This is a genomic window from Aeromonas sp. 2HA2, assembly GCF_029237345.1.
In the GTDB taxonomy this organism is placed as follows: Bacteria; Pseudomonadota; Gammaproteobacteria; order Enterobacterales; family Aeromonadaceae; genus Aeromonas; species Aeromonas salmonicida.
Genome location: NZ_JAACGB010000006.1, coordinates 40090 through 54591 on the forward strand (window position 1 = coordinate 40090; position 14502 = coordinate 54591).

At 62.1% G+C, this 14502-nt stretch carries 11 protein-coding genes; 8 read left to right on the forward strand and 3 right to left on the reverse strand.

Annotated elements, in window-relative coordinates; genetic code table 11:
- Positions 1-78: 78 nt before the first annotated feature.
- Complete coding sequence (locus GWQ29_RS09990) at positions 79-1593, reverse strand: YifB family Mg chelatase-like AAA ATPase (RefSeq protein WP_265461694.1); 1515 nt, start codon at positions 1591-1593, stop codon at positions 79-81.
- Between the two features lie 383 nt (positions 1594-1976).
- Here GWQ29_RS09990 and ilvG point away from each other — a divergent pair, with 383 nt between their 5' ends.
- The 6 genes from ilvG (at position 1977) to ompA (ending at position 9875) form a co-directional block, all read left to right on the forward strand.
- On the forward strand, positions 1977-3623 hold the full coding sequence (ilvG, locus tag GWQ29_RS09995) for an acetolactate synthase 2 catalytic subunit (protein WP_275919330.1): 1647 nt from the start codon (positions 1977-1979) through the stop codon (positions 3621-3623).
- Entirely contained in the window at positions 3620-3910 is a 291-nt protein-coding gene (gene ilvM, locus GWQ29_RS10000; RefSeq protein WP_275919331.1) for an acetolactate synthase 2 small subunit, read from the forward strand. The genes ilvG and ilvM overlap by 4 nt, the downstream gene beginning before the upstream one ends.
- A gap of 12 nt (positions 3911-3922) precedes the next feature.
- Positions 3923-4864, forward strand: a complete 942-nt coding sequence (locus tag GWQ29_RS10005) for a branched-chain amino acid transaminase (RefSeq protein WP_275919332.1) — start codon at positions 3923-3925, stop codon at positions 4862-4864.
- A gap of 149 nt (positions 4865-5013) precedes the next feature.
- Positions 5014-6855, forward strand: a complete 1842-nt coding sequence (gene ilvD / locus GWQ29_RS10010) for a dihydroxy-acid dehydratase (protein WP_021138492.1) — start codon at positions 5014-5016, stop codon at positions 6853-6855.
- 77 nt (positions 6856-6932) lie between these two features.
- A complete protein-coding gene (gene ilvA, locus GWQ29_RS10015) occupies positions 6933-8453 on the forward strand; it encodes a threonine ammonia-lyase, biosynthetic (RefSeq protein ID WP_275919333.1) in 1521 nt (506 codons plus the stop codon).
- A 315-nt stretch (positions 8454-8768) separates the two neighbouring features.
- Positions 8769-9875, forward strand: coding sequence for a porin OmpA (ompA, locus tag GWQ29_RS10020; protein ID WP_275919334.1), 1107 nt, complete (start codon positions 8769-8771; stop codon positions 9873-9875).
- Between the two features lie 56 nt (positions 9876-9931).
- On the opposite strand, the gene GWQ29_RS10025 is transcribed toward ompA, so the two are convergent.
- Positions 9932-10327 (reverse strand): HPP family protein, encoded by a 396-nt coding sequence (locus GWQ29_RS10025; RefSeq protein ID WP_275919410.1) that lies wholly within the window; start codon positions 10325-10327, stop codon positions 9932-9934.
- A 133-nt stretch (positions 10328-10460) separates the two neighbouring features.
- Between GWQ29_RS10025 and GWQ29_RS10030 the strand changes: the two genes are divergently transcribed.
- The gene (locus GWQ29_RS10030; RefSeq protein ID WP_265461698.1) at positions 10461-11015 is read left to right on the forward strand and encodes a TetR/AcrR family transcriptional regulator; all 555 of its coding nucleotides are present in this window, start codon (positions 10461-10463) and stop codon (positions 11013-11015) included.
- A 52-nt stretch (positions 11016-11067) separates the two neighbouring features.
- A complete protein-coding gene (locus GWQ29_RS10035; protein ID WP_265461699.1) occupies positions 11068-12183 on the forward strand; it encodes a hypothetical protein in 1116 nt (371 codons plus the stop codon).
- A gap of 87 nt (positions 12184-12270) precedes the next feature.
- Here the strand turns inward: GWQ29_RS10035 and priA are convergent, their stop codons facing one another.
- The gene (gene priA / locus GWQ29_RS10040) at positions 12271-14478 is read right to left on the reverse strand and encodes a primosomal protein N' (RefSeq protein WP_275906833.1); all 2208 of its coding nucleotides are present in this window, start codon (positions 14476-14478) and stop codon (positions 12271-12273) included.
- Positions 14479-14502 lie beyond the last annotated feature (24 nt).

Sequence of the window (14502 nt, forward strand, 5' to 3'; positions counted from 1 at the left end):
AATATCAGCCGATGAGCCGCTAGACCATGCACGGGACCCTCACGCATGTGGGACTCACTATCTCTTTATCCCAGCCATTCAGCCGCTGCGCAGCCGCGACAGCAGCCTGTCCATGGCCCTGTAGCCGAGAGCCTCGATCAGATGATCCTTCTCGATCGCAGGTCGCCCCGCCAGATCTGCTATGGTGCGTGACACCCGCAGTATGCGGTGCCAGGCCCGGATGCTGAGTCCCAGCTTCTGGATGGCATTCTCCAAAAACTCGGCATCTTGCGGCGATAATCGGCAAATATCTTCGATTTCACGACTATCAAGCAGGTTGTTGAGCTTGCCATTGCGGCTCAGCATTCGCTCCCGCGCCGCCAGTACTCGATCGCGGATCTGCTGACTCGATTCCCCCCGCTCCGCCTTGCCGGTGAGACTCCCCTTGGGCAGCAGCGGCACCTCCACCGTCAGGTCAAAGCGATCGAGGAAGGGGCCGGAGAGCTTGCCAAGATAGCGAAGTATCTGATCCGGGCTGGAGCGGGTCTGGCCGTCACCATAGTGGCCGCAGGGGCTGGGGTTCATTGCGCCCACCAGCTGGAAGCGGGCGGGAAAATCCACCTGACGGGCGGCGCGGCTGATGGTGATGTGGCCCGTCTCCAGCGGTTCGCGCAGAGAGTCGAGTACCTTGCGCTCGAACTCCGGCAGCTCGTCGAGAAACAGCACGCCGTTGTGGGCTAACGAGATCTCCCCCGGTCTTGGGTGGCTGCCACCGCCCACCAGGGCCACGGCGGAGGCACTGTGATGGGGTGTGCGATAGGGTCTGTGGTGCCAGTGACCGGCGCGCGGGGTCAGGCCGCCGATGGAGTGGATGGCGGCGGTCTGCTGCGCCTCCTGCTCGCTCAGGGGTGGCAAGATGCCGGGCAAACGGCTGGCCAGCATGCTCTTGCCGGTACCGGGCGGGCCTATGAACAGCAGATTGTGGCTGCCGGCGGCAGCGATCTCCAATGCCCGCTTGGCCTGTGACTGGCCGATCACATCCTGCAGATCCGGCACATCGGGCAGGGAGTCCGTGGTCTGGAGCTCCGGCAGAGGCAGCTCATATTGGCCTGCCAGCCAGGCGGTGACGGCCAGCAGCTGGTGGGCGGTACGTACCTCGGCATCCTGAATGAGGGAGGCTTCGGGGCCATTTTCTCTCGGTACCAGCAAGGTGCGCCCCGCATCGCGGCAGGCGAGCACGGCGGGCAGCACCCCGAGCACGGGACGGATCTCGCCGGTCAGGGCCAACTCCCCTAAAAATTCGTGATCGAGCAGGTATTTTGCTGGTATCTGCTTGGAAGCGGCGAGAATGCCGATGGCGATGGCCAGATCGAAACGGCCCCCCTCCTTGGGCAGGTCGGCGGGTGCCAGGTTGACCGTGATATGTTTGCTCGGGAACTCGAAATTGCCGTTTAGCAGGGCACTGCGCACCCGATCCCGGGATTCCTTCACCGAGGTTTCCGGCAATCCCACCATGTTGAAGGCGGGCAGACCGTTGGAGAGGTGAACTTCCACCGTGACTTGCGGCGCCGCTATCCCCAGGCTGGCACGGCTATAAACCACAGCTAATGACATAAATCCCGTCCTTGGTTTGATGTATGTGCTGGTTAACCGTTTTTATTAGTTTTTTGTTCCAGCCATAAGGCTGCTGCTTAGTCAAAATCAGAGTCTTGTCAGGTAAAAAAGGCTTGCCCAATAAAAATCACCGTGCTAGTTCTAATAGCCATTCGCGGTGCAAACCGCCCCAATTTCACAGGATTTCCGGTTGTAACTATGAACATGGCCTCCCGTTTCGTCAGCATTATTGTGGTCCTAGTGGTGATTATTATCTCACCGCTCGGGGCTCGTTTAGCTGCACGGAACAAGGGATAGACCCACCACCGGACAGAACGAAACAAGCGACCCCCGAGCCTCACAGCTCGGGGGTTTTTTTTCGACTACAGGACAGGATTTTCCACATGAACGGCGCGCAGTTTTTGGTACAGGCTCTCAAGAAACAGGGTGTGACCCAGGTGTTTGGTTACCCGGGCGGAGCCATCATGCCGGTCTACGACGCCCTGTATGACGGGGGGCTTGCCCATCAGCTCTGCCGCCACGAGCAGGGTGCCGCCATGGCTGCGGTGGGTTACGCACGAGCCTCCGGCCAGGTGGGGGTCTGTATCGCCACCTCGGGCCCGGGCGCCACCAATCTGGTGACCGGGCTGGCGGAGGCGCTGCTCGACTCTGTGTCTCTGGTGGCCATCAGCGGTCAGGTGCCCTGTTCCGCCATAGGTACAGATGCGTTTCAGGAGGTCGACGTGCTCGGCATGTCCCTCTCCTGTACCAAGCACTCCTTCATGGTGACCGATGTGGCGGATCTGGGGCGTGTGTTGGAAGAGGCCTTCGCCATCGCCACCGAAGGTCGTCCCGGTCCTGTGCTCATCGATTTTCCCAAGGATGTGCAGCTTGCCGCCGTGCCAGCGCATAATCTGCTGTTTGCGGTGGAGGAGCCTGAGGCCCTCAACCCCTCAGACTTGACCGCTGCCTGCACCCTGCTGGCGGCTGCCGAGCGCCCGGTGCTCTACGTTGGTGGCGGAGTGGGCATGGCCAATGCCGAAACCCAGCTGCGCGAGTTTGCCACCGTCACCGGCATGCCGGCGGTCACCACCCTCAAGGGGATTGGCGCGCTGGATCCTGACAGCCCTGTCTATCTGGGCATGCTCGGCATGCACGGTACCAAGTCGGCCAACTATGCGGTGCAGCAGTGCGATCTGCTGGTGGTAGTGGGTGCCCGGTTCGACGACAGGGTGACCGGCAAGCTGGAGGAGTTTGCCCCTGAGGCCAAGGTGATCCATCTGGATGTGGATGCCGCCGAGTTCGGCAAGCGCCGCGCCGCCGAAGTGGGCATCACCACGGATCTCAAGCGGGTGTTGCCCGCCCTGGCCATGGCACTGGCTATCGATCCCTGGCGTGAGCACTGCGCTAACATGGCCCGCGAGTATGCGTTTCGCTACGACCACCCCGGCCAGCCCATCTATGCCCCGGCCCTGCTCAAGCAACTCTCGGCCCGTCTGCCGGAGAGCAGTGTGGTGGCCTGCGACGTGGGCCAGCACCAGATGTGGGTGGCCCAGCACATGCGTTTCACCAGTCCGCGCAATCATCTCTCCAGTGCCGGTCTCGGTACCATGGGGTTTGGCTTGCCCGCCGCCATCGGCGCCAAGATGTCGCGCCCCGATGACGAGGTGGTGCTGGTGAGCGGTGATGGCTCCTTCATGATGAACGTGCAGGAGCTGGGCACCATACGCCGCGCTCAGCTCAAGGTGAAAATGGTGCTGATCGACAACCAGCGTCTCGGCATGGTGCGCCAGTGGCAGGAGCTGTTCTTCGATGGTCGTTACAGCGAGACCATCCTCTCCGACAACCCCGATTTCGTCGCTCTGGCCGCCGCCTTTGGCATCCCGGGTGAGACCATCACATGCAAGGATCAAATCGCAGCAGCTCTCGACCGCCTGCTGGGGAGCGAAGGCGCCTATCTGCTGCATGTGGCCATTTCAGAGGAAGAAAACGTCTGGCCCCTGGTTCCGCCGGGAGTCGCCAACCACAAGATGATGGAGCAACGCCCATGAACCCGCACACCTTTGCGCCGCCAGCATTTGCACAACACACCTTGCACATTCACGCCCAGCCCAGACCCGAAGTGATGGAGCGGGTATTGAGGGTGGTGCGCCACCGCGGCTTCGCTCTCTGTGCCCTCAGCATGGAGATGGGGGCGGAGCAGGATTGCCAACAGCTGCGGATCACGGTTACTGTCGAGTCGGTGCGTCCCATCCAGCATTTATGGAGCCAGCTGGTCAAGCTGGTGGACGTCTCCCGGGTCGATGCACTGGAACAGCAACCCCGGATCAGAGCTTAAGGAGCAACAGCAATGTCACAGCCTTCCCAACCCCAGCCGCAATATATCTGGTTCAACGGCCACATGGTTCCCTGGCAAGATGCCCAGGTGCACGTCATGAGCCACGCCCTGCACTATGGCTCCTCTGTGTTCGAGGGTGTGCGTGCCTATGACACCCCCAAGGGGACCTGCATCTTCCGTTTGCAGGAGCACACCCGCCGCCTGTTCGACTCCGCCAAAATCTACTGGATGGAGGTGCCCTACAGCGAGGCCGAGGTGAATGAAGCCTGCCGCGCCGTGGTGCGCGAGAACGGCCTCAAGAGCGGTTATCTGCGTCCGCTGGCCTTTATCGGCAATGTGGGGCTGGGACTGCATCCACCGCTGGATGCCAAGGCCGATCTCATGGTGGCTGCCCTGCCGTGGGGTGCCTACCTGGGGGAAGAGGGTCTGAAAAACGGGGTGGATGTGTGCGTCACCTCCTGGAACCGGCTGGCCCCCAACACGATTCCGACCGGCGCCAAAGCAGGTGGCAACTACCTCTCATCCCAACTCATCAGCCGGGAAGCCAAGCGCAACGGCTACGCCGAAGGACTGGCGCTGGATGTGAACGGCTACCTGAGCGAAGGCGCGGGTGAGAACCTGTTCCTGGTGAAAAACGGCGTGCTCTTCACCCCGCCTGCCACCGCCGCCATCCTGCCCGGCATTACCCGCGACACCATCATGACGCTAGCGCGAGACTTGGGTTATGAGGTGCGCGAGCAGGCGCTGCCCCGCGAGGCGCTTTATGTGGCGGACGAGATCTTCATGACAGGCACTGCCGCCGAAGTGACGCCTGTGCGTTCGGTGGATCGGATGAAGGTAGGTGCCGCTTGCCGTGGCCCAGTGACCGAGCAGTTGCAGAACGCCTTCTTCGGGCTGTTCAACGGCCAGACAAAGGACAAATGGAACTGGCTGACCCCGGTCGATGACAAGTAACGGTTGACTAGAACGGGGAGGTGCCATGCCTCCCCGAGTCGCTTCCGGTCAGGGCATCCGTGTTGTGCCCTGACCAGGATCGATTCCCGATCCGCGAGTCACACATTCAAGAAATAATGCGCCCCATGGGCATTCAGGGAGTAGAGACAATGCCGAAGTTGAGATCCGCCACCACCACCCACGGACGTAACATGGCCGGGGCCCGCGCCCTCTGGCGCGCCACTGGCATGACAGACGAGGATTTCGGCAAGCCCATCATAGCCGTGGTCAACTCCTTCACCCAGTTCGTACCGGGTCACGTCCACCTCAAGGATCTGGGCCAGCTGGTGGCCCGCGAGATCGAAGCTGCCGGCGGCGTGGCCAAAGAGTTCAATACCATAGCCGTGGATGACGGCATCGCCATGGGCCACGGCGGCATGCTCTATTCGCTGCCGTCTCGCGAGCTTATCGCCGACTCGGTGGAGTACATGGTCAACGCCCACTGCGCCGATGCCATGGTCTGCATCTCCAACTGTGACAAGATCACACCGGGGATGCTGATGGCCGCCCTGCGCATCAACATACCCGTGATCTTCGTCTCCGGCGGCCCCATGGAAGCGGGCAAGACCAAGCTGTCCGATCAGATCATCAAACTGGATCTGGTGGATGCCATGATCCAGGGCGCCGACCCCAAGGTCTCCGATGCCCAGAGCGAACAGGTGGAGCGCAGCGCCTGCCCTACCTGCGGCTCCTGTTCCGGCATGTTTACTGCCAACTCCATGAACTGCCTGACCGAGGCGCTGGGGCTTTCCCAACCGGGCAACGGCTCCATGCTGGCGACCCATGCCGATCGCGAGCAGCTGTTCAAGCTGGCAGGCCAGCGCATCGTCACCCTGGCCAAGCGTTATTACCAGCAGGATGACGAGAGCGCCCTGCCACGCAACATCGCTACCAAGGCGGCGTTCGAGAATGCCATGGCGCTGGATATCGCCATGGGCGGTTCCACCAATACAGTGCTGCACCTGCTGGCGGCGGCCCAGGAGGCCGGGGTGGACTTCACCATGGCCGATATCGACCGCATGTCTCGCAAGGTGCCCCAGCTGTGCAAGGTGGCCCCCTCTACCCAGAAGTACCATATGGAAGATGTGCACCGTGCCGGTGGCGTAGTCGCCATTCTGGGCCAGCTGGAGAAGGCGGGTCTAGTGCACGGGGACACCCGTACCGTACTGGGCGGCTCCCTGGCCGAGCTGCTCAACGAATACGACGTCAGCCGCCAACCGAGCCAGGAGGTGGTGGACTTCTACCGCGCCGGGCCAGCTGGCATCCGCACCACCAAGGCGTTCAGTCAGGATTGCCGCTGGCCCGAGCTGGATGTGGACAGAGCCGAGGGCTGCATCCGCTCGCTGGAGCATGCCTACAGCCTGGAGGGGGGCCTCGCCGTGCTCTCCGGCAACCTGGCTCTTGATGGCGCCATTGTAAAAACGGCCGGCGTGGATGACGAGAACCTCTGCTTCCGTGGCCCGGCCCGGGTATTCGAGAGCCAGGACACGGCAGTTGCCGGCATTCTGGATGGCACGGTCAAGGCCGGTGAAGTGGTAGTGATCCGCTACGAAGGCCCCAAGGGCGGCCCCGGCATGCAGGAGATGCTCTATCCCACCACTTATCTGAAATCCATGGGATTGGGCAAACAGTGCGCCCTGATCACCGATGGCCGCTTCTCCGGCGGCACTTCGGGTCTCTCCATCGGCCACGTCTCGCCCGAGGCGGCCTCTGGCGGCACTATCGGTTTGGTGGAAGATGGGGACATCATCAACATCAACATCCCGGCCCGCAGCATGGTGCTGGAGGTGGCCGACAGCGTGCTGGCCGCCCGCCGCGTTGCCGTGGAAGCCCGTGGCTGGAAGCCGCTGGACCGTCAGCGTCAGGTCTCCTTTGCCCTGCGCGCCTATGCCATGCTCGCCACCAGCGCCGACAAGGGCGCTGTGCGTGACCGCAGCAAGCTGGAGGAGTGATGATGAGCCTTTATCGTTTGCTCCGTGATGAGCCGGGCGCAGTATGTGCCCATCAATGCGAGACGGAGGAATAACTCATGGTCTCTGCGGCTGATTATCTACGCAAGGTGTTGCTCTCCCCCGTCTATGAGGCGGCGCGGGTGACTCCCTTGCAGACCCTTAAAAAATTGTCCGAACGGCTTGGCAACCATGTGGCGCTCAAGCGTGAAGACTTGCAACCCGTGCACTCCTTCAAGCTGCGCGGTGCCTACCACAAGATCGCCACCCTGACCCAGGAGCAGAAGGATCACGGCGTCATCGCCGCCTCTGCCGGCAACCACGCCCAGGGGGTCGCCCTGTCGGCGGCCAAGCTCGGCATCAAGGCCATCATAGTGATGCCCAAGACCACGCCGGACATCAAGATCGATGCGGTACGCCGCCAGGGCGGCAATGTCATGCTGTTTGGCAACAGCTTCGATGAGGCCTATGCCGAAAGCCGCCGCCTCTCAGAACTGGAGGGCTACACCCTGATACCGCCGTTTGACGACGTCGAGGTGATCGCGGGCCAGGGCACTATCGGCAAGGAGTTGCTGGAGCAGGATACCCACCTCACCCACGTCTTCGTGCCTGTGGGGGGCGGCGGTCTGGCCGCCGGTGTGGCTGTCTATATCAAGCAGCTGCTGCCGGACGTCAAGGTGATCGGGGTGGAAGCTGAGGGGTCCGCCTGCCTCAAGGCTGCCATGGCGGCAGGCGAGCCTGTCAATCTGGATCGGGTCTCGCTGTTTGCTGACGGTGTGGCGGTCAAGCGCATCGGCACAGAGACGTTTCGCCTCTGCAACCAGTATCTGGACGAAGTGGTGACTGTCTCCAACGACCAGATCTGCGCCGCGCTGAAAGACATCTTCGACGACTGCCGTGCCATTGCCGAACCTTCCGGCGCTCTGTCGCTGGCGGGGCTCAAAGCCTACAGCGAGCGGGAACAGGTCAAGGGCGGGCGGATGGCGGCCATTCTGTCGGGGGCCAACGTCAACTTCCATAGCCTGCGTTATGTGTCGGAGCGCTGCGAGATCGGCGAGAAGCGTGAGGGCATGCTGGCGGTGACCATCCCCGAGCGCAAGGGGGCCTTTCTCGACTTTTGTCGCCAGCTTGGCCCGCGCATGGTGACCGAGTTCAACTACCGCTACTCGGATGCGGCTCAGGCGTCGTTGTTTGTCTCGGTGCGCCTGACTGGTGGCGACGAGGAGCTCGGCCAGATCATCGAGCAACTAGGCGGCAACGGCTATCCGGTAGTCAACATGACAGAGAGTGAGCTGGCCAAGAACCACGTGCGCTACATGATTGGCGGCCGCCCGGCCCGGCCCCTCGGTGAACGTCTCTACAGCTTCAAGTTTCCGGAGCAACCGGGCGCCCTGATGCGCTTTCTGGAGACCCTGGGCTGTCGCTGGAACATCAGCCTGTTCCACTACCGCAACCACGGCGCCGACTACGGTCGCGTGCTCTGCGCCTTCGAGCTGCCGGATGAGGACGTGGCCGCCTTCCACGACTACCTGCGCGAGATTGGCTACGGCTGGAAGGAGGTCAGTGACGACCCCGCCTACCGGCTGTTTCTGGCCAGCTGATACAGAGCGAAAAGCAGGAGGGAGGCGTTATGCCTCCCTCTTCTTTTTGGGCCTGTTTCTTGGGTCTATGGTGGCGACAGCGACATATTGGCTACCGGAAGATCCGAGTTTATGCAGCACTTTCAACGCACTATGACAATCCTCATTCACAGGGTCGTTTTCCCGTCTGGAATGTCGCCAGCTTCACACTCTTGAGTCCCTGGTCATTTGAGGCTGACAAGAGATGGGATAACCTGAGTGGCGGGGCCAGCTTGGCCCCATCAGGGAAGAGAGCGCATTGCGCGCCCACCACGACTTATTGCAGAGGCTTTCACCATGAATAAATCGATACTTGCCGCTCTGGTCAGCGGCCTGCTTGCGACGGGGGCCGTGCAGGCTGCCGCCCAGGACAATACCTGGTATGCCGGGGGCAAGGCCGGTTGGTCCAAGTACTTCGACGTCGACCAGAAGCAAGTGGTTTCGGATACCCTGGGGGCGCTGCAAAATACCGGCACCAGCAAGGATGCTCTCGGACTGGGTGCGTTTGCCGGTTATCAGCTCAACCCCAACCTGGGTTTCGAGTTCGGCTATGACTGGCTCGGCAAGTACACCTCGTCCGGTGAGCTGAGCGGGGTCAGGGTGGAGGGGGAAGCCAAGAGCCAGATGATCCAGGCCACCATGAAGATAGGGTTTCCGGTCAATGATGCGCTGGATCTCTATGGCCGGATTGGTGGTGGCTACGCCTGGACAGACAGCGAGCTGTCAGCCCGGACGGCGACCGATTTCATCAAGGAGACCGGCGACAAGCATGGCGCAGTTTTTGTCGGGGCTCTGGGCGCCGAATACGCTATCGACCGTGACTGGGCCGCCCGTCTCGAATATCAGTACACAACCCCGCTGGGAGATGCCTCCCTCGATCGTTCCGGCATAGAGATGGATAACGGTCTGCTTTCTGTGGGCATGCTCTATCGCTTCGGCCAGCACGGGAACGAGGTGGTGGCCCCTGCTCCGGCCCCCGCCGTGGAACCCACGCCTGCCGTTGTGGTGGCCCCCAAGACGTTCAGCCTGAGTTCGGATGTGCTGTTCGAGTTCAACAAGACCACCCTCAAGCCTGCTGCCAGTCAGGCGCTCGATACCCTGTTCAGCCAGATAGTGGCCGCCAATCCCAAGGATGGTGCCGCGACTGTGGTGGGGCATACCGACCGTATCGGCTCCGATGCTTACAATCAGGAATTGTCGGAACAACGTGCCCGCACAGTGGCCGACTATCTGATCGCCAAGGGACTGTTTGCCGACAAGGTGCGGGTGGAGGGGCGTGGCAAATCTTCCCCCGTGACCGGCAACAACTGCACCACTGGCTCCAGGCCCGCACTCATCGCCTGTCTGGCCCCGGATCGCCGGGTCGAGATCCACCTGGAAGGGGTCTCCCAGCCAGTCCAGTAACGGCATGGACGGGATAGCGAGATAACAAGGAGGGAGGCGCTACCTCCCTCCTTGTTTTATGTGGTTCTGAGCGGCCACAGCTTCAGCCGTTGAAAACCTTGGCCCAGCAGGATCAGCAGCAAGGCGCCCGGCAGCACTGTCTGCCACAGGAAGGGCCACTCCTGCCCCGTCATCAACACCAGCAAGGGATTGGCGCCAGCGGGGGGATGGATGAGATCCAGGCCTTGCATCAGCGCTATGGCCAGACCCACTCCCAATGCCAGCTGCAACTCCAGCGGCAAGGGGAGCCACTGCACCAGCAGTCCGACGCTGGTGGTCAGCAGATGGCCTCCGAGCACCTTGGACGGACGAGCCAGCGGGCTCGCCGGCAGTGAAAACAGCAGCACGCAGCTTGCCCCGAAAGGCGCCATGATCAGGGCCGTGTGCCAACTGACGTTCAACCAGCCCAGTATCCCGATCGCCAAGGCGGCCCCCAGCCCTGCCCAGAACGGGCCATACCATTTTTTCATCACGTATCTCTCTTGGTTTGTCTGACGTGATTAGGCACATTAGGTAGACAGATCGGTGTACTTCAAGGGATAAATCGTGAGTGAAAAGCGCCAACAGCTGATGGCAACCGCCTATCGCCTGTTCAATCGCCATGGTTTTCATGCAACCGGCATAGATCGCATCTGGGCGGAGGCGGGTAGTACCAAGCGAACCCTCTACCGCCATTTTCCGACCAAGGATGCCTTGATTGAGGCTGTACTGCTCTCCCGCGAGCAGGAGTTCTTCGCCCTGCTCGAGGGGAAGCTGGCAGGTCTGGAGGGGAGGGAGAGTCGATTGCAGGCTTTGCTTGACGGATTCGGGGAGTGGTTTGGTCGCAGTGATTTCTACGGTTGCAACTTCATCAATGCCAGCGCCGAATTTGCCGATCCGCGTCATCCGGTACGCAAGCTGGTGGTGGCGCACAAACAGACGCTGTTGAACTGGGTCAGGATGCAGCTCGGGTGCAGCATCCCGCAAGCCACCGGACTTTGTCTCTTGCTGGAGGGCGCCGTTGTGATGGCCCACAGCTATCAGCAGCCGCTGGCACTGGTGCAGGCCAGATCGCTGGCCCTGGCCTTGTTATGTGCCGATGATGATGCAACCGTGATCTGATATAGCCAATCGGTGTTAAGCCCCCGGTTGCAGCTGGTCGATAACTGACCAGATGTATAGCGCCGAGGGCGATCAGATGCGCATCGATCACTACGACCTCCAGGGGGAGGTACAACACCAGTATCAGCAGCTACAGACTCGCAAGGTACGTAATCTGGGGCCTGTCGCCCCGGTTGTGCCCGGGAATACGACAGCCGGTGAGGCCACCCCTGCTGCAGGTCCGGCTGCGGATCCTGTTGTGGAACGCGTGGTGGCGGAGCTGATGCGCTCAGCCAGAACGATCTCGACGCAAGGGGGGGCGGGTCAGCCAGGTGCCATGGGGACTGAGGGGGTACCCTCTCTGGTCAAGCCGGAAGCCGAGGAGACCAATCCAAATGACGGCCTGGATAACCGGCTGCGGCTGATCAAGCTGATGATAGAGGCCATGCTCGGCCACGAGATAGAGCTGCCCAAACCCATCAAGTCATCTGAAGGGGAGATAGAGGGCGTGGCCCAGGGAGAGGCCGCCCCTCAGGCAGCGGAGCCGGATCAGGCGGTGGAGGTGACCGACACTCTGCTGGAACAGGAGCAGCTCAATGTAGTGGCATCGGCCAGCGTGCAGACCAGTGACGGCCAGACCCTGCAGCTCGATCTCGGTTTTGTACTCGACTGGCGGCAGCTTGAAGTGAGTCAGCGCCGTACCACCCTCAATGCCCTGAAAGACCCGCTGGTGCTCAGTCTGGATGGCAAGATAGCCGATCTGACCGAGGCAAGGGTCAACTTCGATATCGATCAGGATGGCAAGGATGACAGCCTGCCGGGTTTGAGCGAAGGCAGCGGTTTCGTGGCGCTGGATCGCAACGGCAACGGCGCCATAGACGATGGTGGCGAGCTGTTCGGTGCCCGTTCCGGCAACGGTTTTGGTGAGCTGGCGGCGCTGGATGAAGATGGCAACGGCGTACTGGATGAACGAGACAGCCACTTCTCTGCCCTGCAGTTCTGGCACCCGGACCATGCTCCCATCGCCCTGGTGGAGCTGGGAATAGGTGCCATACTGCTGCGCCCCCTCGATACGCCCTTCAACCATCTGGGGGAGAGCGGCAATCAGGGGGTCTTGCGCCAATCCGGCCTCTACCTCACCGAGCAGGGCAAGGGGGGCTGGGTGCAGCAGATCGATCTGCGGGTCTGAACCCGGACCTAGGCTGACGAATCGCGGGATCGCGAGTCACCACTTCTGGCAAGTCGCCGCCAGCGCTTGAGCAATATACGAACTGGTTTAGTTCAGCTCGGTGGGGTCTATATCCAGACTCCAGCGCACCTTCTTGGTCTCGGGCCAGCCGTCCAGCTCCTTGACCGCCCAATCCATCAGTTGTGCCAGCGGGGCCCGGTTCGGCCCCTGCACCAGCAACTGCATCCGGAACTTGCCCGCCTTGCGTTCCATGAAGCCGCTGATGGGCCCCAGCACCTGCACGTGGGGGTAACGGGCGCTGCGCAGCGTATCTGCGAGGCGAGCGAGAAACAGCTGAACCTCGTCACGGCCATTGGCCTCGGCCCGAAACAGCCCCTGATAGCTGAACGGTGGCAACCCCAGCAGGTGGCGCTCTTTCAGCGCCGTGTCGGCGAAGTGGCCGTAACCGTTCTGGGTCAGATCCTGCAACAGGGCATGTTCCGGGTGGTGGCTCTGCAACACCACCAGACCGGGCTTGCTGGCACGACCTGCGCGACCCGCCACCTGGGTGTAGAGCTGGGCCAGCTTCTCGGCGGCACGAAAATCGGCGCTGAACAGGGCGCCATCCACATCCAGCAGACCCACTAACGTCACATCCGGGAAGTGGTGGCCCTTGGCCAGCATCTGGGTGCCGATCAGGATCTTGTACTTGCCCGCCTTGATGTCGCCGAGATGGGTCTCCAGCTCCCCCTTGCGGCGGGTGTTGTCTCTGTCGATGCGCACTACGGGGTATTGGGGGAAAACCGTGGTGAGCAGCTGTTCCAGCTGCTCGGTGCCGACTCCCGAGCCGATCAGTTCGTTGCTGCCGCACTCGGGGCAGCTGTGGGGCAGCGGGCGCACGCTGTCGCAGTGATGGCAGTGCAGGCGACGCCCTGCCTGATGCCAGGTGTACCAGGCGTCACAGCGCTCGCAGGCGGCGCTCCAGCCACACTGGTGGCAGATCAGCGAGGGGGCATAGCCGCGCCGGTTGAGAAACAGCATCACCTGGTTGCCGGCCACCAGGTGCTCCGCCATCAGCTGCTCCAGCTGGGGGGAGAGCCCGGCCTGCAGCCGAACGCTCTTGATGTCCAGGATCACCTGACGGGCGGTCTGGGCGTTGCCGGCGCGCCGCGTCAGGCTGAGGTGGTGATACTTGCCGGTTCTGGCGTTGTGCAGCGTTTCCAGCGACGGGGTGGCCGAACCGAGCAGTATGGGAATGCCGGCGCGATGGGCCCGCATCACGGCGAGATCCCGAGCGTGGTAGCGAAAGCCGTCCTGCTGCTTGAAGGAGCCGTCGTGTTCCTCGTCGATGATGATGATGCCGAGGTTCTTGAACGGGGTGAAGACGGCGGAACGGGTCCCTATCAGGATGGCGGCGCCGCCATCGCGGCAGGCGAGCCAGGCATCCAGCCGCTCCCTGTCATTCATGGCGGAGTTCATCGCCACCACGGGTACCTTGAAGCGACGGCGGAAGCGATTGATGGTCTGGGGGGTCAGGCCGATCTCCGGCACCATCACCAGCGCCTGCTTGCCCGCCTTGAGCAGGGGTTCGAGAATGCTGAGGTAAACCTCTGTCTTGCCTGACCCTGTGATGCCATCGAGCAGGAAGGCGCCGAACTGGTCGCTCTGGCAGGTGACGGCGGATACCGCCAGCGCCTGCTCGCTGTTGAGGCGCAGCCCTTCTCCCGCGTCAAAGTGCGTCGCCCAGTCACCATCATGACTCGGCTCCAGGCTGCGTTTCTCCAGCAGGCCCTTCTTCTCCAGCGCCGTGAGCGCCGCGCTCTGGATCTCCTCCTGCTTGAGGGCGGACGGGGTTTGCGGCCCCTTGCGCAGCAAGGCGAGGGCCTGTTGTTGCTTGGCAGCCCGCTTGAGCTCATTGAGGTCCATATCCATCCCGGCTTGCGTGGCAAACCAGAACTCCAGCTCACGATAGGCAGCTGGCTCCCCCTTGCGTACCAGCACCGGCAGAGCGTGGGGCAGCACCTCTCCCAGCGGATGCTGGTAGTAGTTTGCGCTCCAGTTCATCAGTGCCAGTATGTCCGGCCCCAGCACTGGCGTGCTGTCGAGCACCCTTTTCAAGGGTTTCAACTTGGCTCGAGGCACCTGGCTCTCGGCCGGATGGTCGACCACCAGCCCGACCAGCGTCTGGGGGCCAAAGGGGATCTCGACCCGACAGCCGGGCTCAGGCAGGGGCAAGGGAGAGAGATAGTCGAAGTGACGGCGTAACGGTACCGGGACAGCGACACGAACCAGATCCAGCATTTGGGAAGAATTCACCAGGGATTGCCTATTTTTTCTGCG

What these genes read in the sequence shown, in the direction of transcription:
- GWQ29_RS09990 (WP_265461694.1), bottom strand. Translation starts at nt 1,593, where the DNA reads ATGTCATTAGCTGTGGTTTATAGCCGTGCCAGCCTGGGGATAGCGGCG.
- ilvG (WP_275919330.1), top strand. Translation starts at nt 1,977, where the DNA reads ATGAACGGCGCGCAGTTTTTGGTACAGGCTCTCAAGAAACAGGGTGTG.
- ilvM (WP_275919331.1), top strand. Translation starts at nt 3,620, where the DNA reads ATGAACCCGCACACCTTTGCGCCGCCAGCATTTGCACAACACACCTTG.
- GWQ29_RS10005 (WP_275919332.1), top strand. Translation starts at nt 3,923, where the DNA reads ATGTCACAGCCTTCCCAACCCCAGCCGCAATATATCTGGTTCAACGGC.
- ilvD (WP_021138492.1), top strand. Translation starts at nt 5,014, where the DNA reads ATGCCGAAGTTGAGATCCGCCACCACCACCCACGGACGTAACATGGCC.
- ilvA (WP_275919333.1), top strand. Translation starts at nt 6,933, where the DNA reads ATGGTCTCTGCGGCTGATTATCTACGCAAGGTGTTGCTCTCCCCCGTC.
- ompA (WP_275919334.1), top strand. Translation starts at nt 8,769, where the DNA reads ATGAATAAATCGATACTTGCCGCTCTGGTCAGCGGCCTGCTTGCGACG.
- GWQ29_RS10035 (WP_265461699.1), top strand. Translation starts at nt 11,068, where the DNA reads ATGTATAGCGCCGAGGGCGATCAGATGCGCATCGATCACTACGACCTC.